Consider the following 25,040-nt stretch of genomic DNA (forward strand, 5'->3'; position numbering starts at 1 on the left):
CTCAGATCGTGAGGTCTGGGAATCCCCGCGCCTTTAGGCCGGGGAGGATGTCAACACCTCAACATCAGGCAAATACCCGATGTTTCAGCGAGGGCATTTGACTGCGGACTTGTTCGAGGCGTTGGGGGTTGATTTCTGCGATCGCCACGCCGATTTTCGTTCCCGCATCCGAAAGAACCGTTCCCCAGGGGTCGATAATAGCTGCGTGACCGTGGGAGTGGCGCAATCCGTAATGACGGCCGGTTTGAGCTGGAGCCAGAACGTAACAGGTGTTTTCGATGGCTCTGGCTTGTAACAGAACTTGCCAGTGGTCTTTCCCCGTGTAGGCGGTAAAAGCCGCCGGAACGAACAGTAAATCCGCCCCGTTTAACGATAAATGGCGGTACAGTTCCGGAAACCGCACGTCGTAACACACCGACAAGCCCAAATTTCCCAAGTCCTGCGAAGCGTAGACGGGGGGAAGTTGCGTTCCCGCTTGTACCGTACTGGACTCTTCGTAAGTGTTGCCGTCGGGTAAGTTAACATCGAAAAGATGAACCTTGTGGTAGCGGGCGAGTTCCGTTCCGCTGGCATCGACCAACAGCGCCGTGTTGTACACTTGCTTGCCGTTGACGGGAACGGGAAACCCGCCGCCTAAAATGGTGACTTGATAGCGTTGCGCCATGGTTTTGACAAACGCAACGCTTGCTTTGGCAATCGTTTCAGCTTGAGCGATTTTGTCGGATTCTTCGCCCAAAAACGAAAAGTTCTCTGGCAGCCCGACTAATTCCGCACCGCGACGGGCTGCTAAATCGATGAGTTCTTCTGCTTGTGCCAAATTTTTCTCCAAATTCGGCACACTGGTCATTTGAATTGCCGCAGCAAGGTATGACTTCATGGATTTCCCTAGAAACGACGATCGATCTCGAAAGCTGGGGGGGCTGGCGTTGACGAAATGGCTCCTGTGGAGCGTTGCCACTTTGGGCTTTATCGCCAGCAGCGCGACACCCGGACGAACCCAAACTCTATGCCAGCAAGAAGAGGGGTTCGTCTTGTGTCTCGATCGAGATTGGCTACGGTATTATAACCAGCCATACTCCGAATTTGACTGGCAAACTTATATTCGCAACCGCACGCCAGACCAGCCCTCTGACTATTACGACGATATCGATCGGGTTTATCGCGAGGTTCTCGGACGGGCTGCAGAGGCGGCCGACTTGCAGCGGTGGGGGGATGCACTGGTTGCTGGAACCCCTTTACCCCAGGTGCGTCGCGCTGTCGCCGAGAGTGAGGAAACGCAACAACGCCTCAACGAGATTTATCGCGATTTGTTAGACCGAGATCTCGACGATCGAAGTTGGGAACTCTGGCGAAACAGGCTGGCGGAAGGGGCGACGCTGCGAGACGTTTACCGGGAAATCCTTACCAGCGGGGAACCAGGAAGAGGGAACGGGGAATAGGCAACGGGGAACGGCTTCCTTCCCGAGTCTTGTTGTCGGCAAGGCTGTTACGGGATCTCGGAGGTTACCGCGTCACGGAAAGTTCGATCGATATCCGTCTGGTTGGATGGTGGTCGAATCTCGTCTCGCGCCGCTTAAATTTAATTCCCGAGCGCGGAAAAAGCTGCATCCTCGAACGTCTGCCCCCACAAATCGGGCGAATTCTAAGTGGGTACGGCTGAAATCGGCCTCTCGAAGGTCGGCTTCGGTTAAATCGGCCTCTCGAAGGTCGGCACCTTGTAAGTCCGCCCCCCGCAAGTCCGCCCCCCGCAAGTCCGCCCCCCGTAAGTTCGCCCGCGTTAGGTTGACGCGGCGCAAGTCTGCCGCTGTTAAGTTGGTTTGGTAGAGTTTGGCGTCGCCGAGTTCGACTTGGAACAGGCGGGCGCGGTACAAACAGGCTTTTGAGAGGTTGGCATAGGGTAAATAAGCCGACGTGAGATCGCTTTCGGTTAAGTCGATATCGCGCAGGTCGGCCGCAAATAGATCGGATTCGCTTAAGTTGATATAGCGAAAGTGTCGATCGCCATTCCGATAGGCGGCGAGAAGGTCTAAAGCGCGTACCCGTCGCATGGAAAAGGGACTAGATTTTTGGCAGCCTAACTGCTTGTCTGAAATCGTCACGTTACTGACGCTTGGTTTGACTCAACGATGCAGTCCAGAAATTTTAATATGTATTAAGCCAAGTTCATAAAACTTAAGGGTTACTTAACGATCGCAAATCCTCTTCAATTCTCTTAAATTTCTCCGCGTTTTACCTTGACAAAATGCAGTATATGTGATTAATCTTTCGTCCAATTGAAGAGGGAAACCGTTTTGGCAGGCTCCAGCCAAATGTAAAAATCGAGAAAAGTCGTCGCCATTCTATCCACCTTTATGTCAACACATCGCGATTCGATCGCCCAACACTATCACGAACGGACGAAATACCATCCGGAGACCATCGGTCAAAAGGTTCCCAATATCGATTGGGATCGTCCGCCGGTTCCCTTTAAAGAATACAAACTCGGCACGTCGATCGATCTCAAACCCTACCTGAGCGCCGATACCGAGGATGAAAACTGGCAACGACTGTCTCGACTCCTGTACTGCACCTATGGCGTTACCGCCCGCATTCCCACCCTCAGCAGTCAGGACCTGCTGTTACGGGCAGCTCCTTCGGCGGGCGGACTCTATCCGGCGGAAGTTTACCTGATTTCCCGAGGTACGCCGGAACTGCCGCCGGGACTCTACAACTACCAAAGCCGCGACCATTCCCTCTTGTGCTTTTGGGATAGCAATCCCTGGCAAGACTTGCAAAAAAGCTGTTTTTGGCATCCCGCCCTGGAAAACACCTGTCTCGCCCTCGTCACGACTGCCGTCTTTTTCCGTTCCGCATGGCGGTATCAAGACCGCGCCTATCGTCGCATCCACCTCGACACCGGCCATTTACTGGGCAACCTGGAACTGGCAGCATCTTTAAACGATTATCGCGCTCACCTCATCGGTGGCTTTGGCGATGAAGGGGTAAACCGACTGCTCTATCTCAATTCTGAGGAAGAAGGGACGATTTCTGTGGTTCCCCTGGCGGATTTGTGCGATCGCGACCAACATTTACCCCATTATCCGGCCGCCTTACCGTCGCCCACGGACACCAACTATCCCGAAATCGAAGACGGCGCTCTTCTGGGCTATTTACATCAAGCCAGTTGTATCGAGACGGAACTTCCGACCCCCAAGCGCAATCCGGATTCTAGCGAGGACAAATATAATTTTCCCTTTTGTTCCAAAGTCTCCACCGTTACGCCCCCCATCGACTGGGGAGAGAATTTAAGCGGCTTAGAAACGACGATTCTCAAACGGCGATCGACTCGTGCCTATACTGGCGGTGCTTTAGGGTTCGATCGACTCAAAGCCCTGCTCGATTTTACCTATCATCCCGAAGGTTACGTCGGTTTCGGTTTAGACAACGATCCTGACTATTTCGACTTAGACTTAATCCAAATCTTTGTTGCCGTCTCTGCCATCGACGGGTTAGAATCAGGCTGCTATTACTATGCGCCAAAAGCTCGAGAATTGCGACAAATTCGCTTTAAGAATTTCCGAAGAGAACTCCATTTTTTGTGTTTGGGACAAGATTTAGGCCGAGACGCCGCAGCAGTTCTGTTCCATACGGCCGATTTAACCAAAGCGGTCGATCGATACGGCGATCGATGTTATCGTTACCTGCACCTCGACGCCGGCCACTTGGGTCAGCGCCTCAACCTCGCTGCCATCTATCTCGGCTGTGGCGTTAGCGGTATTGCAGGATTTTTCGACGATCGCGTTAACGACATTCTCGGAATTCCCGAAGACGAAGCGGTATTATATCTAACCACCCTCGGACAACCGGAGGTCAGGAGATAGGGAGATGGGAAGATGGGGTCTTCACGGTTCGCTGTTCGCTATTAACTATCAACATTAACTATCAACTGTCTGCGCGTGTTTCCTGAGTACGAAATTGTCGATCGAATTTACGAAAGTCCTCACTCCCTGGTCTCTCGGGGGGTGCGGCGTCACGATCGACAGCCCGTCGTCCTCAAACAACTCAAACAAGACTTTCCCACCGCCCGAGAACTGCTGCGATATAAACAAGAATACGAAATCACCCGGTCTCTCTGCCTCTCAGGAGTCGTTCGGGCCTACGACTTAATCCCTTACAAAAACACCCTCATTATCGTATTTGAAGATATCGGCGCGGTTTCCCTCAAAACTTTCCTCGAAACCCATCACCTCTCCTTGAAGCTTCGCCTCGAAATTGGCCTGAAAATCGTCAACAGCCTGGCAGAAGTTCACCGGGAAAAAATCGTTCACAAAGATATAAACCCCGCCAATATCATCTATAACCGCGAGACCGGGCAGCTCAAAATTATCGATTTCGGCATCTCCAGCCGTGCCACGATAGAAAATCCCGCTCTCGCCAGTCCCGAGGGGTTAGAAGGCACTTTAGCCTATATGTCCCCCGAACAAACGGGACGCACTAACCGCCCCGTCGATTACCGCACTGACTTCTATTCTCTGGGGGCGACTCTGTACGAACTGTTCGCCGGCCGTCCTCCCTTTGTCAAACAGGACGACTTGGAACTCGTTCACTGTCACCTGGCTAAGCCGCCAACTCCGTTAAGCTATCTCAACCCCGACCTTCCCGAACCTCTCGACGCCATCGTCTGCAAGCTGCTGGCCAAATCTCCCGAAGACCGCTACCAAAGTCCTCAAGGTATAGCCGCCGATTTGGAAACTTGTTGGCGACAGTGGCGCCAAAGGGGAACTGTCAAACCGTTTCCCCTGGGACGACAAGACGCCCCGGAAACGTTCCAAATTCCCCAGAAACTCTACGGCCGGGAAGCTGAACTCCATTCGCTTTTGGCGGCGTTCGATCGCGTGGCGGCCGGGTCGCGAGAACTGATGCTGGTGTCGGGATATTCTGGGGTCGGGAAATCCTCTTTGGTGGCGGAACTGCAAAAACCCGTCACGGCCAAACGGGGCTATTTCGTCACGGGGAAATTCGACCAACTTCAGCGTAACGTTCCCTATAGCGCCCTGACGGTGGCGTTGACCGCCCTGGTGCGACAACTGCTGACGGAAAGTCCGAGGCAACTGCAACGGTGGACGCAGAAGATTCGAGATACCCTCGGTGCCAACGTTCGTTTTGTGGTGGATGCGATTCCCGAACTCGAAGCCATCGTCGGGGAACCGCCGCCTTTGGGCGACCTCGACCCGACGGAAGCTCAAAACCGCTTTCGTTTGGCGTTCCAAAAGTTCGTGCGGGTGTTCTGTCGTAAGGAACATCCTCTGGTGTTGTTTCTCGATGATTTGCAATGGGCTGACCGGGCGACACTGAAACTGATTGAGTCGATCGTGACGGATGAAGACGATCGCTATCTGTTGGTTGTTGGGGCGTATCGGGATAACGAAGTTAATGGGTCTCACGCCCTGGCGGTTACGTTGGCGGAAATCGAAGATCGCGGTGCGATCGTCAATTGGATTGCGGTGCATCCGCTGACGGAAGAACAGGTGGCTCGCTTGATAGGCGATACGTTACAGCGTCCGGTTTTGGAAGTGCGGCCTTTAGCCCGGTTGGTGTGCCGGAAAACCCGGGGAAATCCCTTTTTTATCCATCAGTTCTTACAAGCGTTGTATCGGGAAAAACTCTTGGTGTTCGATGTCTACTGCCGACAGTGGCAGTGGAATCTCGATCGAATTGAGGAACGGGACATCACCGACAACGTGGTGGAACTGACGCTCTCGAACGTGCGCTTTTTACCGCCGGCGGCGCAACAGTTGTTGCAAGTGGCTGCTTGTATCGGCAACCGCTTCGATTTGAAAACCCTTTCGTTTTTAGCCGAACAGTCTCCGTTAGATACCTATCGCGATCTCGGGGATGCCATCAGTGCCGGCCCCATCGTGCAGGTGGCAGCGGCCGAGTCCATCGGCGATACCAGTTTGGTCGATCGAGCGGAGGCGTTTCAGTTTAAGTTTCTCCACGATCGCATTCAACAGGCGGCTATGTCCCAGGTGGAGGCGGAACGCCAAAAACAACTCAATCTGCGCTTGGGACGGATGTTGTACGAGAGCCTGTCCCCGGCGGAACGAGAGGACCGCATCTTTGAACTGGTCGATCGATTCAATGTCGCCCTCGACCTCATCGACGACCCGGCCGAACGCCGCCGCCTGGCGGAATTCAACGGCGAGGCGGGAGACCGGGCTTTAGAGGCGACGGCTTACGCGGCCGCCTGTCAGTATTTGCGGACTGGAATCGCCTGTATCCCCCCGCAGAGTTGGGAGTGCGATTACGAGTTGATGCTGAAGTTGTACGGACAACTGGCACAGGCGGAATATCTCAATGGGGATTTTCAGGCGTCGATCGCCCTCATCGACCGGGTACTCGATCGGGTTCGATCGCCCCTCGATAAAGCCCGAATCCAAACGGTCGCGATCGTCCAAAATACGCTACAAGGTCAGTACGATCGCGCCATCGAAGTCGGTCGAGAAGCCCTGAGTTGGCTCGGTATCGACCTCCCTCAAGACCACTTCGATGCGGCTTTGGCGGCGGAAGTGGAACGGGTGCAGGCTCACTTGCAACACCGCGACGTCGCTGATATCGTCCGCGATGGGGAAATCTCCGACGAAACGATTCGGGTGGCCTTGCGACTCCTCGACAAATTGCTCCCGCCCACCTACATTACCGATCGACAGTTAATGACCGTCGTTGCCGCTCAACTGACGAACTTGTCCCTTGAATACGGCTTGGCCGCCGAATCTTCTGCCGGATTTGCCTTTTACGGTATTCTCCTGGCTACAGAGTTTCAGGACTACCGCCTCGCCTACGAGTTCGGCCGTCTGGCCATGGGAACCGCCGACCGCTTCGGCAACCTGGCCTATCAATGCAAGGCGTATCACGTCTATTACAGTTGCATTCACCATTGGGTCAAACCGATTCGATCGTCCCAAGCCATCGGCGATGCGGGCTACCAAGCGGGTCTCGATGGCGGGGAACTGCAATATGCGGGATATCTGTTACACGGCCGTGCCATTAACAAGTTTTATCGCGCTATGCCCTTGCCGGACTTGTTGAAACGGCTGAATTTGTTTTTGAAATTCGCCAACTCTACCCAAAATCAAGTGACTGCCGATACGCTACTGGGTATCGAACTGGCGACGATGCAACTGTTGGGAGAAGAGGCGTTCGCCGAACGGTCCGAGGCGAAACTTCCCACGGAAGCGGAATATCTCGATCGCTGCCAACGCCATCAAAGCGGCTTCGCTCTCTGTACCTATCGCATTTTACAAAGCCAAATTGCCCTCCTCGACGATCGCCCTCGAGATGCCCTCGAAGCCGCCGAAATCGCCCTCGACCTCCTCGAGTTCATCCCCGGATACGTTCACCTGGCCGAACATAGCTTTTATTACTCTCTCGCCATGACGGCGCTTTGGGACGAGTTCGACGAGTGGCAACGAGACCGCTATCGCCAAGTTTTGCAACGCAATCAAGGGCAAATGCAAATTTGGGCGAGTCACTGTCCGGAAAATTTCCAACATAAATATTTGCTGGTGGAGGCGGAGCGATCGCGCCTGGACGGGGCGTCTTTGGCCACCATCGACCTCTACGACCGCGCCATCGAAGCCGCCTGGGATAACGACTTCGTTCAAAACGCCGCCTTGGGGTGCGAGCTGGCCGCCCGCTTTTGGTTAAAGTTAGAAAAGGAAGATTTTGCTCAACTCTATTTGAAAAAAGCCCGATATTACTATCAAATTTGGGGCGCAGCGGCGAAAGTGGCTGCCCTCGATCGGGAATATTTAGGTTTGTTGTTGCCGACGACTGGCAAGGGGACGACCACGACCACCGCTTCGGTCGGGTCGAACTCCGATCGATCTCAGTCCTTTGACCTGGCGTCTCTAATGAAAGCCACGCAAGCCATCGTCAGTGAAATCGTCCTCGATAAGTTCCTGGCGACGCTGCTGCGCATTGCCATCGAAAACGCTGGTGCCAGTAAAGGCTGTTTGCTGTTACCGAGGGAGCAGGAATCGTCCCCGTCTCAGGCGGATTCCCGGCAACCCAGCGACACCACGTCCTTCGCCATCGAAGCGGAAGCCAGCATCGACGACGAGGAGGTGATGGTGTTACAAGCTAAACCCCTCAACGGCCACGTGCCGCTGAGCGTGATTCGCTATGTCGATCGCACCGGTTCCGATGCCATCGTCAACCACACTCACCAAGACCATCGCTTTTCTAACGATTCTTACATTACCTATCGCGACGTCAAGTCCCTGTTGGCGATGCCGATTCTCCACAGCGGCAAACTCATCGGCATTCTGTATCTGGAAAACACTCTCATCGCTGATGCCTTTACCCCTTCCCGTATCGAACTGTTGCGGGTGCTTTCAGCCCAAGCGGCCATCGCTCTCGATAACGCTCTTATTTATGCCTCTCTCGAACGCAAAGTCAGCGATCGAACCCGAGAACTCCAACAAAAAAACATCTCCCTCGAACAGACTCTCAACAAACTGCGACGGACGCAAGCCCAGTTGATTCAAACGGAGAAAATGTCCAGTTTGGGGCAGTTGGTGGCCGGCGTCGCCCACGAAATCAACAACCCCATCGGCTTTATTTACAGCAATTTACACCCCGCCCAGGAGTACGTTCGCGATCTCCTCGACCTCATCGCTACCTACGAACGGGAATATCCCCAGCCCACGGATGCGATCGTGGATAAACGGGAGGAAATCGACCTCGACTTTATCGCCGAAGACATCCAGCAACTTCTCGATTCGATGCGTATCGGGGCCGATCGCATCCGCGAAATCGTCGTGTCTTTGCGGAATTTCTCCCGTCTCGACGAAGCGGAAATGAAACCCGTCAACCTCCACGACGGTCTCGACAGTACGGTTTTGATTTTGCAGTCTCGCTTCAAAGGGGACAGTCGGCGACGGGAAATCGAGATCGATCGCCACTACAGCGACCTTCCCAAAGTCGTCTGCTACGCCAGTCAACTGAACCAAGTGTTTATGAACGTCATCGCCAATAGCTGCGATGCTCTCGAAGCCAGACGCCTCGACCTCGACGCGGAAGAACCCCCGACGATTTCGATTCGTACCGAACGCACCCCCGCCCACCGGGTCGTCATTTCTATTTCAGATAACGGTTGCGGTATGGACGATGCGGTGAAAAACCGCCTGTTCGACCCGTTTTTTACCACGAAACCGGTTGGGAAAGGTACGGGGTTGGGATTATCCATTAGCTATCAAATCGTTGTCGAGAAACACGGCGGTCAACTCCGCTGCGAGTCTACCCCCGGACGGGGGACGACTTTTTCGATCGAAATTCCCATTTCGCCGGACGGTTCCCAGAATTCAGCTTGAAACAGGCGCTTGTTCGATATTCTTCCCTCGGCCTGTTGCCTCAGTGGTGCAGAACATTTGTCGAGATTAGCTGTTGACAAAATATATAAAATGTGTTAATAAAGCCGGAGATTTTGGGGCCAACCCTTTAATACGGCCATATCTTTTCTAAAAAGGGTTTCAGGACTTTTCTACACCACTAAGGGCCCGTTGTCGGCCCGGCACGGGGTTGGGGAGACACGATCCCAGGGGTATACCCCGGTTCTCCCGTTGCCCTTGTCATCAATCTCGTTGTGTAGTATGCTTGTATTATGTTAATTACACAAGCGAGATCTAATACGGAATCCGAATTTCAGGTGAAGGCTTCTTGAAACCTAGCCGATCGAAAAAGGATGGAGTATAACCCCCAGATCTGGAGGTTAGGCAGGGTTGATCGCGCCTCGGGTCAATGGGAAAGACGCTTTCAGGCACTCTCCCCATTTCGAGGCCGACACAGTAGCATATAAGTGTGAGTAACCTGAAATGTCCCTTACAATCCCTCCAACAAGGAACCTGGTTCAAACTCATTTGCGGAGCCAGTTTCCAACATCTGCCGGCCGTCCGTAACTTAACCCTGGCGTATACCCTGGCCGGCGCCGATTGTATCGACGTGGCCGCAGACCCGGCAGTGGTGGAAGCGGCGCGGGAAGGCATCGACGCGGCTTGTGGTCTGGCCGAAACAGCCTCACCCCTGCTGATGGTGAGCGTCAACGATGCCGAAGACCCCCATTTTCGCAAAGCAGAATTCGACCCAAACCGCTGTCCTCCCGACTGTTCCCGTCCTTGCGAAGGGGTGTGTCCTGCCGATGCGATCGATGCCAACGGTGTTATCGATCGCCGCTGTTACGGTTGCGGCCGCTGTATCCCCATCTGCCCTTACGGCTTTATCGAAACCCGGTCTTACGTGGCCACCCCCGCCAGCGTCGCACCTCTGGTGTTGTCAATGGGGGTCGATGCCCTCGAAATTCACACCCAACCGGGACAGTTCGAGGATTTTCGGCGGTTGTGGGGGTCGGTTCGTCCCTGGGTCGATCGCCTCAAAGCCGTGGCGGTCAGTTGTCCTCACCGGGTCGATACCCTCGACTACCTGCGATCGCTCCACGATCTGATGTCACCCTTACCCTACCCCGTCATCTGGCAAACCGACGGTCGCCCCATGAGCGGCGATATCGGCAAAGGAACGACCAAAGCCGCCATCGAATTCGGACAAAAAGTTCTCGAGTCCGACCTTCCCGGTTACGTTCAACTAGCAGGTGGAACTAACCATCATACCGTCTCCAAACTCAAATCTTTAAACTTGTTTAATAACTCGTTAAATTTTGTCCGTTCGGAGGAAAAACAATTTCCAAAATCCCCATCAGCCGCTAAATATATAGCAGGTGTCGCCTATGGAAGTTATGCGAGATCGTTACTCTCTCCGATTTTGGAGCGATTGGAACATCAAAATGGTGAATCCACCATGTATTTAGAAAACCATCCAGATTTGCTCTGGTCTGCCGTCGAACTCGCGCGATCGCTCGTCTCTCAACATAAATTACCCAGTTGAAAGCGATCGATCGCCAGCATTGCCTTTCGTCAGTCCTGTTGCCTTTAACATATTCATGGTCAATTCCAATCCGATGTATCCGTCCAACTCGTCCGACATTCTCGAAACCGATCGCCAAGACCCCTCACCAGAATTCCATCCGGCTGCCAACAGTTCCCAAAACGATCCCGTAGACGCAGCCACCCAACGCACCACCGACGATCTCGATCGACTCATCGAAATTCTGCCCGAGGACATCCAAGAACGGCTCAACGGCCATCCTCAGCGCGATCGACTCATCGAAATCGTCATGGACTTAGGACGGCTTCCCGAAGCGCGATTTCCCGGTGCAGCAGAATATCTCTCCGAAACCCCCGTCACCCAAGCCGATCTCGACCTGTGCATCGAGCGCGTCGGGCGGTTTGGCGGCGACAACCGGGCCGGAATCGAACAAACCCTGCACCGCATCAGCGCCATCCGCAACCGCAACGGCGACATCATCGGCTTAACCTGTCGCGTCGGACGAGCCGTGTTCGGAACCATCGGGTTAATTCGCGACCTCGTAGAACGGGGACAGTCGATTCTCATGCTGGGACGACCCGGCGTCGGGAAAACCACCGCCCTGCGGGAAATCGCCCGCGTTCTGGCCGACGACTTCGACAAACGAGTGGTGATTATCGACACCTCCAACGAAATCGCCGGAGACGGCGACATCCCGCACCCGGCCATCGGCCGCGCCCGCCGCATGCAAGTAGCCCGCCCGGAACTGCAACATCAGGTGATGATCGAGGCGGTGGAAAACCATATGCCCGAAGTCATCGTCATCGACGAAATCGGCACGGAACTGGAAGCCCTGGCCGCCCGCACCATCGCCGAACGGGGCGTGCAACTGGTGGGAACCGCCCACGGCAACCGCATCGAAAACCTGATTAAAAACCCCACTTTGGCGGATTTAATCGGGGGCATCCAATCGGTAACGCTCGGCGACGAAGAAGCCCGACGGCGGGGAACTCAAAAAACTGTCCTCGAACGGAAAGCGCCGCCTACGTTCGACATCGCTGTAGAAATGCTCGAACGGTATCGCTGGGTGGTTCACGAAAGCGTTGCCGATACCGTCGATACGCTGTTGCGGGGACGCAATCCCAACCCGCAAGTCCGGACGATGAAGGAAAACGGTCAAGTGGCGATTACCCACGAACTGCCGGACAGTCTCTCGGCGGTTCCCCCGAATCCTCCGCCTGGGGCGCGAGGTTGGCGGGCGTCGGGGCGGATGCAACCGCTGCCGAAATCGGGGTCTAAATCGCGATCGATGCCTACGTCGACCTCGCCTCAGAAGCATTTCGAGCAGTTGTTGGATGCGTCTCTTTCGGGGTCTTCGACCCAGTTCGATCGCTTTGGGAACGAAATTTCTGACGAGGAGGAACTGTTCTATTTGTATCCTTACGGCGTCAGTCGCCAGCAACTCGAACAAACCATCGATGTGTTGGAATTGCCCGTAGCGATTACGAAGGATTTGGACGGTGCCGATGCGGTGTTGGCGTTGCGATCGAATCTGAAAAACCATTCTAAGCTGCGCCACGTCGCCAAAGCCCGACAAATTCCCATCCATCTCATCAAATCGAGTACGGTTCCGCAAATTACGCGAGCCTTGCGCCGTTTGTTGAAGATGGAAGATCCCGGCGTTCCCGACGTTGCCGATTTGCGCCTGTTTACTCAAAATGGCAGCGATGACGAAATCGAAGCCTTGGAAGAGGCGCGATTGGCGGTCGAACAAATCGTTCTTCCGAAGGGACAACCGGTTGAGTTGTTACCGCGATCGCCGAAAGTGCGGAAAATGCAACACGAACTCGTCGAACACTACCGTTTGAAATCTGATAGTTTCGGCGACGAACCAAACCGCCGCCTGCGGATTTATCCGGCTTAGTCCCGGGGATGGCGAACCCCCCGACGTTTGGCGTTGGGGGGTTCGTTTGTGGGGGTTAACGAATACCGGGAACGCCGACGAAGAGATGGCACAGTGGAGGTGGAGTCATGGAACACTGAGGGAGCGATCGCCCACGTCAGAGACATCAAGATAGACATCAAGATAGACATCAAGATAGACATCAAGATAGACATCAAAATAGATATCAAAATAGATATCAATTTGATACCGAGTCCACTGACGCACTACCTCGTTTGAGGAATAGGCTACAGACAACAATACCCACGATCGCCAACAACGCCATCAGATAAAACACATAATTGTAAGTACCAAACAAATCGCGGATGCGACCCGTCACTAACGTACCAATCAAACCACCCACACCATAAGCGGTAAAGATAATGCCGTAGTTTTGGGCATAATCGTCAGGATTGAAGAAGTGCAGCGTCATCGTCGGCGCCATCGCCAGCCATCCCCCAAGGCAGAACCACAACAGGCTAAACGCGAAGAGATAGTTAACAAGCTGTCCCGCTTGAGCATCGATCGCCACAATACAAGCAACCAAGATCAGCACATAAGAAAAGATGGCGACCTTTTGAGGTTTAAAGCGATCGGTCAACCATCCAAATAACGGGCGACTGACTCCATTAAACACCGCAAATAACGAGACACTTTGGGCTGCCGTAGTTGAATCGAGTTCGATGATTTCCTGCCCGACTGGACTTGAGATTCCAATTGCACTCAAGCCGATAAAAGTGGCGATCGCATAACAAAACCATAACCCATAAAACGAGCCACTTTTAAATATATTTGTGGGGTAAGTTATGGGGAAAATTTGATGAGACGCTTCTAAGTCTTGCTGAGGCTGCCAACCCTTTGGCGGTAACTTCATCGTCAAGGCGATGACTAAAATAATTGCGATAAAAGCAATCCCCAGAACGCGCAAAGTGGGGCGAACCTCGTAGGCGCTGATGAGTCGATTGGCAAGGGGTGCAGTAATAAAAGGTGAAAGGCCAAAGCCCAGAACCGTCAACCCCACAGCCAATCCTTTTTTCTCAGGAAACCAGCGGGAGGCGACCATCAGAGGGACACCGTACACAATTCCAATCCCGACACCAGAAATCACGCCATAGGTTAGAACTAAGCCTCCAACATCGTTGGCAAAGCTGGCAAGGATATAGCCTAAGCCAACGACGATCGCACCAATAGCTGTGGTCGCGCGGGTTCCAATTCGAGGAATGTAAAAGCCGGCAATGGGCATCGTTGCCGCATAGAAAACCAGAGCAACGGTAAAGGGCAAAATGCTTTGAGTGGCACTAATCCCCAACTCGTTTTGTAACGGGATTCTAAAAATGCTCCAAGAATAGACCGTTCCCAAGCAAAGTAAGATAGTCATTCCCAAAGGAATCAACGACCATCGACCTTTCTCGGCCGGTCGTCCCAAGACTGTTATCGTAGATGAATTAGGCGGTGTGATGCTCATAACTTTCTGAAAACATTCAGATAAACATTAAGATTGTACAAGTGGCGAGAGAGTCGCAAAACTAGCACACTCATAAGCTACGCGGTTTTTAGGCTTGAGATTGTATAGAAATAGCCATATTGAACGGGAGTTGAGGGAAACCGCGCGATCGCCTCAGCCCTCTCGTCCATCGTCTCATGGGGAACGACGCAGCGTCCCTTGGCGTTGCCTTATTTGCAGTTGGCTGGAGACAGCTCGAACACCCAAGCCATCGAGTCCCTGGCCAATAGCATCGGTGGAGATCGGGCGATCGCGTTCGACCCACTGGCGGGAATGCCGACGAGGAGGTGGCACCGCTAAGCTGGCGTCATGGAACCGTGGAGGAGCGATCGACGCCATCGTTGTCCCGTGATCGCAACTTCCCCAGGTAACATGACCCCGCCCATGATAGCTTCAGTTAAGCAGGCATTATTTTATATAAATAAAATTCATATAATAAAAGCTTTTATATTTTTGTGACTTATAGATAAACGACAGAAGAACACAGTTGTCGCGACTTCCAAACCCTATTTGCAATGCTCGTTCTAACATTCGGCCCCTCCATCGGCTCCATCCTCTCTAGGAAGACGTGGGTTTGCGAGTCCCAGTCCTTTGCTATCTTGCCGAAAAATCTCCTAACGAGGTCGATCGCGATTGCTAATACTTAAAGCTAGCCAGATCGCTCATCCCCAAGTCTCTTCCTCAGTCCCGCTGAAGCTTATCAGAGCATCTCTCACTTGATTGAACCACATTTCCCAATCTTCTCGGCTTTATCGAGCCGAGTCGATCGAGCAAAACCTAGGTCTCATTAACCCAGTCATTTCTCCTATGAAAACACCTAAAACGACCTCCCTTCCTTGGTATCGCTGGCTCAATAGCCACCATGTTGTTCGATTTTTAGAAACAGTTCAGGATCTGATTGTCATCAGTCTGTGTGTGGGACTGTTTAGCTTTATGGTTTTGCAACTACGGGAGATGATGCTTTCGTTGTTGCCCCCCCTACAATTTCAAACGGTCACCTCTGACATTCTCTTTCTTCTCATCTTAGTATAACTCTTTCGCTTGCTAATTATCTACTTGCAAGAACACCGTGTCTCTATCGGTGTGGCGGTAGAAGTTTCGATTGTCTCTGTGCTTCGGGAAATCATTGTCCGTGGCGTCTTGGAAACGCCTTGGATACAGGTTTTAGTGGCCTGTATATTTCTTTTGGTCTTAGGAGCCTTACTGGTCGTCAGAGTTTGGTTGCCGCCTACCTTTGATGGCATCGATCCCGAACAGTTTGTCTCCGAACGGCATCGTTCGCGATTCCATGCTACCGAACAAGAGGATCGTGATTTGATTTCAGAAGAGAGAGGTCATCCGAAAGACTTCAAAACATCCGTTCCAGATTTGCTTACAGATCGGGCAAATTAATTAGACCAGATTTTTAGGCTGGGATCTTACATTCCGCAGTTCAAGTCCAGATGTAGTATTTCAAACAATTTACTAATTTACTACACCATCACGAGAGTACAACTCTGTTGGCTGGCGCTACATTTGGATCTAAAATCATCTAAAACACTCTATCTGTAGTGCTGCGGAATGTAAGTATAACCAGTCCTACGGCTTATCCCAATTTTTCTAAGTCATTCGTGGAAATTGAACGCGATCTATACAATTAGAACTAAAATTAGAATAAAAATTCCTCCTGTCGCGTCCTTTTATACAAGGACGTTACGAAGTCTAATTTGAGGTTTTTGTCACAAATTCAAGAGGATTACAATAGATAATTGTAGGTTAGATCGATTGAGTAAACCCAATAAGACGCAATAAAATTTACTCAAGCGGTCTTCTAGCGAGACGATCGCTGTGTTGGGTTCCCACGATCGCCTCGAATGCTAGGAAATCTCGTACCTCTTCCCCCCCCGTAACTCAAGCCAACCGCCAGATTACGGTTCGACTTCTGACTCGAAAATCAAATAGGAGTAAAGATGACCCTTCGGAAAAGAAGCTCTTTCGACTCCTCGAGTCAGTTTTAAGGGAAATTCTCGATTCTCGATAACGAGAGGGAGGGTTCTGCGGACTAATTTCCCCTGTTGGTTTTCCAAGAAAATGACATCGGTACTTTGAACCTGACGGTTGTAACCCTCTTGAAAGCTCATGATGGTCGATCGATCTAATTCAAAGCGATCGCCTTCAAGGATATTTTCTTTCCAATTAGGGGTCAATGCGTAAACGGTCGGGGGATTCATCCAGTCCTCGGGGAATTGATAAATTTGTTCTAAAATTCTAGGAAAAAATTGCACGCGAGCATCGATCTGAACGGGCTGCTTCAACGCAGTTTTTTTAACCAGGATGACATCTCCATTATCAAGGTTTTCTGGAATTACTCCCACTAAATCTGTCCAAAACTGTTGTTGATAGTCCCAGCTTATCTTATAGTTTTGTTGGACGATAATACCAAATCCAATAAGTAACGAGAAGAAGCCCGGTAAACCCACAGCGGCAATCGTTTTTTTTACGATATATTGTGGCGACAAACCAAATCGCAGACCACACACAAGCACAGAGAATAGAAGCACCAATTCGCGCGGCGGCGTGAGCGCGACCCGCCTCTTGACCGTCAATAATATAAGCGTAGGTTGTCAAAGTTAAGGGATAGGCTAAAACCAAGGCTAACAGTCCAATTCCCGACAATTTAGCCATGTCTTGAAAATACCTGGGATATTGTAAATAGAAAATTGGATTAGACCAAGTTTGCTTTGAGTTGAGTTCTTGATAAAATTCGTTCGACTTGATTCGAGATAAGACATATGTAAATCCCGCCGTACACAGACAAATTAACGTCACAAAAATATATTTGGCTTTGGGGATATCTTTAAAGTCAACTGTTCTGAAATCCCAAAGAAGTAAGGTTTCGATCGCGCGGTAGACAAACATTCCCATACTCGTCACCGGTCCGTACAGTACGTCCCGAATTGACCGACGAGCGGCGTGAATCATATTGAGGTCGTCAATTCGACTTTCTCCAGTAATTTTGCGAAGAACGACTACGGCGACGAGTATAATTCCCAAAACGATCGCGTGCTTGATGATGGTTTTCTTTGATTTTACATCCCATTTTTTTGTCAGTAAGGGAGCAATCAAAAATATAGGAAAAAGCTTTTCGTAGGTAAACAAACTCAATGTTATAATTATATAAGACGCGATTTTTTGATGGGACAAATATAGGTGAATGGCTATCAAAAATAAAGTCAAAGAAGTTTGAATCCCTAAAGAGTGCGTCAAGAAAATTTCTGTGGGGTCGGCAGGAAATAACGCAAAAGCGAACGCACCGCTTAGGGCAAATATATCTCGAGGTTGAATGCGTTTTAAAAATGTATAAAACAAGCAAGAGTTGAGCATTAGGATAATAAATCCGATGCCATAAATGACAGACAAGCCGCCGAGCTTTCCTCCTATAAACGAAAACAGGATAATTAATCCATCGTGGAGAGGTCGTCCTTGTCGGAATCCTTCTTCTAAAATCGTTGGCCAAACGCGATCGCCACTCATGCCTAATGCTGTGGCAACTCGAAAGTAATCGTCTGAATAAATTCCAAACTGTCCGATTTGTAAAAAATGCGCGAGCCAAATGGCGATCGCTAACAGGATAAACACCCAAACATTACTTGATTTTTTGTAGACATCGACAAAATTTAAGGTATTCATAGTTGGCTCTAGGGGTTTGGCTCTAGGGGTTAAACGGTTGAAAACCATATGAAATCTAAACTTCAGGTTTCTTCAGGGATAGGTGCGATCGATTGGTCGCCAACGCAACTTTCGCCTCGCCGTCAGAGGTGGTGAAAACCCGTGACGATGGCAAGACAACTGTTGATACCTCCTTGTTTTGCCGAAATTAACGATGACATCGATGTATCCGTTAACAACACCGTGTATTTACGCAAAAAAATAGAACGGCTGTTTGCATAATGTGGCATAAGCCTCACACAATGTCCATATAAAAACGTAAAATTTATGTAAAATTCTATTTTTGCAAATTGCCACTTACGTAAAATAATGGATTTGCGATCGGCAAGCGTGCAGATGTTGTATGTAATAATACGAAAAACTTTCGAGACAAGACCCGAATTTGCACCAAACTGGCGAGCGGACGAAGAGTTGAGTCGCTCTTGCTTTTATCGAGTTTGTGTAAAGAGGGGAGCGAGTGGGTGGGCTGGTCGCGACGAACTGACAATTGACGAATAATGACGAATAGAGATGGAGACGATCTCCCCTCAACACCGATCGCTCCCTGTCGCGGTTCGATCGCCCCCTCACCCTACCTTCTGTGTCACAATCGATCGCAGGCAAGTCCTCCCAAGATTCCCTGTTTCGACCTCACACCGACCATGACGATCTCCGCCCCCACCACCGCCCGATTAATTGAAGTCTTTTCTGCAATCCAAGGTGAAGGTCTCAACGTCGGAACGCGACAGATCTTCGTTCGGTTTGCCCTGTGCGACTTACGCTGTCTGTATTGCGACAGCGCCCAAACCTGGTTTGCACCCGCCACCTACCGCGTCGAACGCACCCCCGGTTTGCGGGATTTCGACACCTATCCCAACCCAGTCTCGATCGAAACCCTCTTAACCTGGGTCGAACGCCAAAACCGCCCAGGACTCCACGACAGCATCAGCATCACCGGCGGCGAACCGCTGTTACAGGCCCCGTTTTTAACCGAGTTTCTCCCTCGGGCGATCGATCGCACCCACCTTCCCATCTATCTCGAAACTGGCGGCCACCGCCCCGAACAACTCAAACTTATCCTTCCTTACCTCGACTTAGTCGGGATGGACATCAAACTTCCCAGCGCCAGCGGTGAAATGCACTGGTCCGAACACGAAGCCTTCCTCAAACACTGTAGCCAGGCGAAGGTTCCGGTATTCGTGAAAACCGTCGTGTGCGATCGCACCCTCGCCCAAGAACTCGAACGAGTCGCCCATCTCATCGCCCGCATCGACCCCGAAATCCCCGTCTACCTACAACCCGTCACTCCCCTCAACGGCGTATTACGGGCGCAAAACGAAGCCTTACGCAAAGACGCCTTTCGCGATGCCGTCGTCCCCTCACCCGATCGCATCCTCGCTTGGCAAACCATGATGAAACGCACCATCCCTCACGTGCGCGTCGTTCCCCAGACGCACAAGGCTCTCGGGCAGTTGTAGAGGAGATGAGGAGATGAGGGGATGGGGAGAGGGGGAGAACTTGTCAATTATCAACGATCTTCTTTACACTTGTTGACAATTTTACTGAAGAGTTGTAAAGTAATTTGTAGATTGCAAAAAGTTCTCAATCCCAATTGTCAGACGCGCCAGGGCGTCCAGTCGGCTTATACTGTCCGAACTGGCGCGTTTTCTGGATATTTCGTTCTCGATCGCCCGCCTTATTAATGGGAAATTTTATTAATTAACGACGGGCGCAGAGAGGATTACAACTCAACTTGCGATTTAAATATCGTTGCAGTGCCATATAGGAGGAAAGTTATGGCTGAGAGTTTACCGATCGAACAACCGGATATGTCGCGCCGTCAACTGCTGAATTTCCTGACGGGGGCGACCGTAGCGGCGGCCGTCGGCGGTGCCGCCTACCCAGTGGGGAAATACTTCACGCCCCCGGCTGAAGGAGACGGAAGTGGCGCACTGGTGGCCAAAGACAAACTCGGGAATATCATTCCCGCCTCGCAAATTCTGTCCCAACCCGTGGGAACCCGCGCCCTGATTGCGGGATTGGCGGGAGAACCGACCTATCTCACCGTGGAACCGGGTCAAAAACTCAACGAAATGGGCATTGTGGATAACTGCACTCACTTGGGCTGCACCTTCCCTTGGAACGACACCGCCGCAGAGTTCCAATGTCCCTGTCACGGTTCCCGCTACGACGGTCAGGGGAACGTCTTGCGCGGTCCGGCGAACCGTCCCTTGAAGCTGGTAAAAGTCGCCGTTCGCGACGATCTCATCTGGGTTGCCCCTTGGACGGCTCTCGATCCCCGCACGGGCGCAACGCCTTGGTGGGCTTAGGTCAGTCAAGGGTGAAGAGTAAAGCGTCAAGCGTCAAACGTGAAAAGTGAGCTTTCCCCCGGTTGGACTTGCCAACCGGGGTTTTTTTGGGTTGGGGTGTTTTTGACATACTCACGCCCGCTGAAGCCGGGCGTGATTCTTGACGGTTCCCAGCAACTCGCCTCCGAAGAGGTCTTACAGTCGCTCCCCGTCCGTTTAAGGTCGTGCCGATGCCCCATGCCGACCGTTTCTATATTTCTCGCAGCATTTTCGTCGCGGTCGTGTTCAGTTTTACAACTCAAGCACACGACCGAACGCACTGATAGGTCTAATTTGCCCCACTTAAAACCACACTCTGAGCAAACTTGGCTCGTAGGCTCCCATCGGTTAATGACCCGAAAATCTCGCCCGAACTTTTCCGATTTAGCCTCGCACAGAGTTCGGAACTCTCGCCAGCCTTGTTGACTGATAGCACGGGCTAACCGTCGATTTTTGACCATTCCTATCCCCCCTTGAGTTCCCCCCTTATTAAGGGGGGTTAGGGGGGATTCTAGGACGATAGTTGGGTTCTCACTAACGACCTGAGTTGATAGCTTGTGCAGAAAATCTAAGCGTGTATCTGCGATTTTGTTGTGTAGCTTGGCAATACGAAGCCGGGTTTTGTTTCTCCGCTTCGAGCCTTTCTGTTGACGCGCTAATTTGCGTTGCCGTTTGCGAATTCGACGGTCTAACTTCGAGTAGTCAGGGCTTTCGACTTTTTTTCGTCACTCATTACAGCAAAAGTTTTAAGTCCTAAGTCGATGCCAATGCTTTGGTTTTTAGCCTCGATGTTAGTGGGTTTGCCCTCAACAACAAAACTTAAAAAATAGCGGTTTGCACAGTCTTTAATGACTGTGACAGAGCTGGGAGTTGCGGGCAATTTCCTAGACCAAATCGGCTTAAGGTCACCGATTTTTGCGAGATACACTGCGTCGCCTTTTACCGAAAACGCTGCTTTAGTAAAAGTAGCAGCCTGACGTTTTGTCTTTTTCTTGAATTTGGGCTGACTGACTTTTTTGCCTTTTCGTTTCCCTTTTAGCGATTCAAAAAAGTTTTTAAAAGCTGTGTCTAGCTGCTTTAACGACTGCTGCAACGGAACAGACGAAACATCTTTTAACCAACGGCGTTCCTCTGTCTTTTTGGACTGAGTTAACGCCTTAGATAAAGTGTTATAACCAGGGTATTTGTCGGACTTACACGAAGCCAAAGCATCGTTCCATACGACACGGACACAACCGAACAGTTGAGCGAGGCTCTCCTGCTGTTGGTCTGTCGGATAGAAGCGGTACTTATATCTAGCCTTCATGCCTCGTGTTAAAGTAGGTCTGTACATATATTAGCTAAGTTAACAGAGAATGGCAACCCAGTTTCGGCGTGGCAGGCATAGCGTCACCGACCTCAAGATTCACTTAGTCTGCGTAACTAAATATCGAAGACCCGTGCTAACTCGAGAGGGTCTGGTATTGATAGAAAAGTCCTTCTACACGGTCGCCAGAAAAATGGATTTTGAAATTTTGGAGTTTAACGGCGAATGCGACCACATACACACGCTTATTGAGTATCCGCCGAAGTTATCGGTTTCTCAGATTGTTAATAGTCTTAAGGGTGTATCTAGTCGTAGATACGGACAAGCCGGACTACCAAAGCCATACAAAAAAGATGCCTTGTGGAGTCCGAGCTATTTTGCGTCATCCGTTGGTGGCGCACCTGTCGAGATTCTCAAGCAATACATTGAGAATCAGAGAAAGCCGTCCTAGAAGGACGGGGTTTTAAACCCAAGTTTTTCGATAAGGAATCCGAATCTCAAACAGCCCTTTTGCCAAACTCTACTATCCCCCCTTCGCCCCCTATCCCCCCTTCGCCCCCCTTTCAAAGGGGGGTTGGGGGGATGGCGTGAATATTTATTTCTGAGCGGCAACGGATTCCGTATTAATTGGGATAAATAAAGTGCGCCCAAACGTTGCCGTCAGTTCCCGCTTTCTCCAAGAGATAGGCGTTGGGATAGAGTAATTTGGCGCCGTAGGTGTTGGTGTATCCCGTCAAAGCGTTGCCCCAAGGGTCGTTGACGATGAGTCCCGAGGGACTGTAGCCGATGACGGTGACGATGTGACCCGTTGCGGTAAAGTACCCCGGTAGAATCACCGGACGACCTTCGGCGATTTCCTTATCGATTTCTCGCCAGCGGCGTTTCGTACTGAAAACGGTACGATAGCCGTAGGCGCGAACCATTTCCGAGAGGACGGCGTGGTTCGTTTGCGCCCCGACGCCGTAGCGTTGCACGATCCATTGAAACAGTTCTTCTTCGAGTTGAGAGCTGTAGGTCGGACGCAAACCGTAATAGTACAACACCATTGCGATGGCCGTGGTGTTGCAAGTGGCCCAAGAATAGCTGGGGTTGTCCCGTTGCGAGAAGTAGGGAACCCCCAGTTCCTTGCGATCGGGCATTTTCGGAAACAGGTCGATGGTGGTTCCGCCGCGACGGACCCAGGCGTGTTCGCCGAAAATATATCCGGTGTTGCCGTAACCGGGAAGTTCTTCAGTGAGGGACGCTTTGATATGTCCGGCTTCCGTAGCGTAACTGGAAACGCCGTAAACCCGTCCCAGGGGAAGCGTGGTTTTGTCGCTGCTGGGGAGTTGCGAACTTTCCACGGGGCGACGTTTGAACGCCGTTTGTTGCAGGATGGTAATCGTCAACGCCTCGGGGTCGTAGGGGACGGATTTCCCCTGGCGCAAGAGTTCGACGTGGTTAGCGTAGACGTAACCGACGTTGCCGAAACCGGGGATAGATTCGGCCAGGGTGACGCGGAAATGTCCGGCGATGGAGGCGTAACCGAGAACGCCGAAGGTTTGACCTTGCAGCAGTCGCGTTTTGCGGTTGGCGGGCAAACTGGAGGCGGATTCAGTGGAAACTTTGATATGAGTGGTTTCGGTGACTAACAGTTGACCCGTCAGGGGTTGTTCGGGAATGTTAGCCACTTGGAAGACGAGGATTCGATCGCCCTTTCTCAGTTGTACGTGGGGTTCGTAGAAATAGCCGAACTCGCCGACGGGGGTGAGGGAGGTTTTCAGGCGAACCTGTAAGTGACCGTAGATGTAACCGTAAGAGCGAACCTGGAGAACCGTATCGGCGGGGATTTCGATGGCTTGGTCGATATCCAGGCGATCGGCATCGGTGGGAGAGACTTTAAACCAAGTCTTCTCTACCGTCCGAATGGTCAGTTCTTCCCCGAGGGTGAGGGGATCGGTACTGACCGTAATATAGATAATTTGGTGGTCTACCGCCGCACCGCTGCTGTTAGTGGCCTTCAGACGCAGCCAGCGCAACCCTGCTTCTTGAAAGCCGCGATCGAGCGATACCGCCCAAGTTCCCGCCCTCGGATTCATCGTCACCGGAAGCGCGTGTTTGTCCTCCGCCACCACAGACACCGTCGTCACCGTCTCGGGATCGAAGCGTCCCGAGAGCGTGGTGGGTTGGCCAACCAAGACCTCCGTCGGTCCGGTGTAATCCAGCGTCGGCGACAGACTCAGGGGGTCGTTTCCCCGTTTGAATTCCACGAAATCGGGAAACAGATATCCCGTATTACCGAAACCGGGGAAATTCTCTGTCAAGGCGACTTTAATGTGACTGGCTTCCCAGGTGTAGCTAGACACGCCGTAAATGCGAGTGGCGGGAAGCGGCACGTATTCCGATTCTGGTAGCAGCGACGAATCCGTGGGGCGTTTTTTCAGCGGCGTATCCCGTAAAATCGTTACCGTGACCGCTTGAGGGTCGTATTCGAGCCATTGGCCGTTTTTATTAATGCCAACGTGCTGGTGGTAGAGATAGCCCAGGTTCCCGAAACCGGGAATTCCCATTCCCTCTTGTAGGGTGACGCGGAAATGTCCGTTGACGCAGGCGTATCCGGTAATAAAGAAGACTTGGCCTTTGAGGAGTTCCGCTTGCTGCGTCGGCGGTAGCAGCGTCGAACTCTGAGGACTCGTTTTAATTTTGGTGTCGCGGGTAATCCATAACAGATGAGTTCCCGGCGGGGCTTCGGGAAGGCGGTTTTCGTCGAATTGCAGGGGCAAACCGCCCACGTAAAGCTGGATGTGGGGTCGGTAGAGATAGCCGAAGCTGCCGACGGGGGAGAGTCGATCGTCGAGTTCGACAGCGATATGGTTGTTGTGCAGGCTGTAGCGATTGGCTTCGAGGGTGGTGCCGCCGCTGACGCGAATTTTTTGGGTTTCGTCCAAACTGGAGGAGTCTTGGGGTGCGGCTTTAAACCAAGTTTGTTGGAGAACTTGGACTTGCAGCGAATCCGCCGTGACCAGGGGTTTTTCGCTGACGGTGAGGTAAAATTTATGGTTCTCGAGAACGGTTCCGTTGGCGTCTGTTCCCTTGAGGGAAAACCAGCGCAGTCCGGCAGTATTGAAGCCGCGATCGAGCTGGATTTGCCAAGTTCCCTGACTGGGATTGAGGGTGACGGGCAGCGGATACTTGTCTTCTGCGGCGACAGAGACTTTCGCAATTTGTTGCGGGTCGTAGGTTCCCGTGAGGACGGTGGGTCGGTTTACGAGAACTTCTTGCGGGCCGAAATACGTCAAAACACCCATAGGGAACGCGAGGAATCGAGAAGTTGAATCTATTCTACCTCTCGATTCCTCGCTCTTTGCAGGGATCGGT

Annotated in this window: 17 protein-coding genes and 1 pseudogene; 11 read left to right on the forward strand and 7 right to left on the reverse strand. The window is 51.9% G+C overall.

Features of this window, described 5'->3' with window-relative positions:
• Window positions 1-64: 64 nt before the first annotated feature.
• On the reverse strand, window positions 65-877 hold the full coding sequence (locus tag ACP5D4_RS09090; protein WP_428011306.1) for a carbon-nitrogen hydrolase family protein: 813 nt from the start codon (window positions 875-877) through the stop codon (window positions 65-67).
• Here ACP5D4_RS09090 and ACP5D4_RS09095 point away from each other — a divergent pair.
• Entirely contained in the window at window positions 876-1,439 is a 564-nt protein-coding gene (locus ACP5D4_RS09095) for a hypothetical protein (RefSeq protein ID WP_428011307.1), read from the forward strand. The genes ACP5D4_RS09090 and ACP5D4_RS09095 overlap by 2 nt on opposite strands.
• Before the next feature lie 72 nt (window positions 1,440-1,511).
• On the opposite strand, the gene ACP5D4_RS09100 is transcribed toward ACP5D4_RS09095, so the two are convergent.
• Complete coding sequence (locus tag ACP5D4_RS09100; RefSeq protein WP_428011308.1) at window positions 1,512-2,099, reverse strand: pentapeptide repeat-containing protein; 588 nt, start codon at window positions 2,097-2,099, stop codon at window positions 1,512-1,514.
• A 252-nt stretch (window positions 2,100-2,351) separates the two neighbouring features.
• Here ACP5D4_RS09100 and ACP5D4_RS09105 point away from each other — a divergent pair, with 252 nt between their 5' ends.
• The 4 genes from ACP5D4_RS09105 (at window position 2,352) to ACP5D4_RS09120 (ending at window position 12,820) form a co-directional block, all read left to right on the forward strand.
• Complete coding sequence (locus ACP5D4_RS09105) at window positions 2,352-3,860, forward strand: SagB/ThcOx family dehydrogenase (protein ID WP_428011309.1); 1,509 nt, start codon at window positions 2,352-2,354, stop codon at window positions 3,858-3,860.
• 75 nt (window positions 3,861-3,935) lie between these two features.
• Window positions 3,936-9,353, forward strand: coding sequence for a trifunctional serine/threonine-protein kinase/ATP-binding protein/sensor histidine kinase (locus ACP5D4_RS09110; RefSeq protein WP_428011310.1), 5,418 nt, complete (start codon window positions 3,936-3,938; stop codon window positions 9,351-9,353).
• 487 nt (window positions 9,354-9,840) lie between these two features.
• Entirely contained in the window at window positions 9,841-10,917 is a 1,077-nt protein-coding gene (gene ldpA, locus ACP5D4_RS09115; protein ID WP_428011311.1) for a circadian clock protein LdpA, read from the forward strand.
• Window positions 10,918-10,972: 55 nt separating this feature from the next.
• Window positions 10,973-12,820 (forward strand): R3H domain-containing nucleic acid-binding protein, encoded by a 1,848-nt coding sequence (locus tag ACP5D4_RS09120; protein WP_428011312.1) that lies wholly within the window; start codon window positions 10,973-10,975, stop codon window positions 12,818-12,820.
• 217 nt (window positions 12,821-13,037) lie between these two features.
• Here ACP5D4_RS09120 and ACP5D4_RS09125 read toward each other — a convergent pair whose 3' ends face one another.
• Window positions 13,038-14,303, reverse strand: coding sequence for an L-lactate MFS transporter (locus tag ACP5D4_RS09125; RefSeq protein ID WP_428011313.1), 1,266 nt, complete (start codon window positions 14,301-14,303; stop codon window positions 13,038-13,040).
• Between the two features lie 198 nt (window positions 14,304-14,501).
• On the opposite strand from ACP5D4_RS09125, the gene ACP5D4_RS09130 reads away from it, so the two are divergent.
• From ACP5D4_RS09130 to ACP5D4_RS09140, 3 genes are all read left to right on the forward strand, one after another.
• The gene (locus tag ACP5D4_RS09130; protein ID WP_428011314.1) at window positions 14,502-14,642 is read left to right on the forward strand and encodes a hypothetical protein; all 141 of its coding nucleotides are present in this window, start codon (window positions 14,502-14,504) and stop codon (window positions 14,640-14,642) included.
• A 507-nt stretch (window positions 14,643-15,149) separates the two neighbouring features.
• Complete coding sequence (locus ACP5D4_RS09135) at window positions 15,150-15,374, forward strand: hypothetical protein (RefSeq protein WP_428011315.1); 225 nt, start codon at window positions 15,150-15,152, stop codon at window positions 15,372-15,374.
• A 9-nt stretch (window positions 15,375-15,383) separates the two neighbouring features.
• Entirely contained in the window at window positions 15,384-15,734 is a 351-nt protein-coding gene (locus ACP5D4_RS09140; protein WP_428011316.1) for a phosphate-starvation-inducible PsiE family protein, read from the forward strand.
• Between the two features lie 515 nt (window positions 15,735-16,249).
• Here ACP5D4_RS09140 and ACP5D4_RS09145 read toward each other — a convergent pair.
• Complete coding sequence (locus tag ACP5D4_RS09145) at window positions 16,250-16,552, reverse strand: hypothetical protein (protein WP_428011317.1); 303 nt, start codon at window positions 16,550-16,552, stop codon at window positions 16,250-16,252.
• Window positions 16,553-16,736: 184 nt separating this feature from the next.
• Window positions 16,737-18,011: a hypothetical protein gene (locus ACP5D4_RS09150; protein ID WP_428011318.1), complete on the reverse strand. Its 1,275-nt coding sequence runs from the start codon at window positions 18,009-18,011 to the stop codon at window positions 16,737-16,739.
• A 536-nt stretch (window positions 18,012-18,547) separates the two neighbouring features.
• On the opposite strand from ACP5D4_RS09150, the gene ACP5D4_RS09155 reads away from it, so the two are divergent.
• Together ACP5D4_RS09155 and petC are read left to right on the forward strand one after the other, a co-directional pair.
• Window positions 18,548-19,507, forward strand: a complete 960-nt coding sequence (locus tag ACP5D4_RS09155; protein WP_428011319.1) for a 7-carboxy-7-deazaguanine synthase QueE — start codon at window positions 18,548-18,550, stop codon at window positions 19,505-19,507.
• Between the two features lie 318 nt (window positions 19,508-19,825).
• The gene (gene petC, locus ACP5D4_RS09160) at window positions 19,826-20,359 is read left to right on the forward strand and encodes a cytochrome b6-f complex iron-sulfur subunit (protein ID WP_428011320.1); all 534 of its coding nucleotides are present in this window, start codon (window positions 19,826-19,828) and stop codon (window positions 20,357-20,359) included.
• 26 nt (window positions 20,360-20,385) lie between these two features.
• On the opposite strand, the pseudogene ACP5D4_RS09165 reads toward petC, so the two are convergent.
• Window positions 20,386-21,710 (reverse strand): annotated as a pseudogene (locus ACP5D4_RS09165) (RNA-guided endonuclease InsQ/TnpB family protein).
• A 22-nt stretch (window positions 21,711-21,732) separates the two neighbouring features.
• On the opposite strand from ACP5D4_RS09165, the gene tnpA reads away from it, so the two are divergent.
• Window positions 21,733-22,134, forward strand: coding sequence for an IS200/IS605 family transposase (tnpA, locus tag ACP5D4_RS09170; protein WP_428011321.1), 402 nt, complete (start codon window positions 21,733-21,735; stop codon window positions 22,132-22,134).
• A 172-nt stretch (window positions 22,135-22,306) separates the two neighbouring features.
• On the opposite strand, the gene ACP5D4_RS09175 is transcribed toward tnpA, so the two are convergent.
• Window positions 22,307-24,970 (reverse strand): C39 family peptidase, encoded by a 2,664-nt coding sequence (locus ACP5D4_RS09175; protein ID WP_428011322.1) that lies wholly within the window; start codon window positions 24,968-24,970, stop codon window positions 22,307-22,309.
• Window positions 24,971-25,040: the final 70 nt, after the last annotated feature.

This window comes from Baaleninema sp. (genome assembly GCF_049974805.1).
Taxonomy (GTDB): Bacteria; Cyanobacteriota; Cyanobacteriia; order Cyanobacteriales; family Geitlerinemataceae; genus Baaleninema.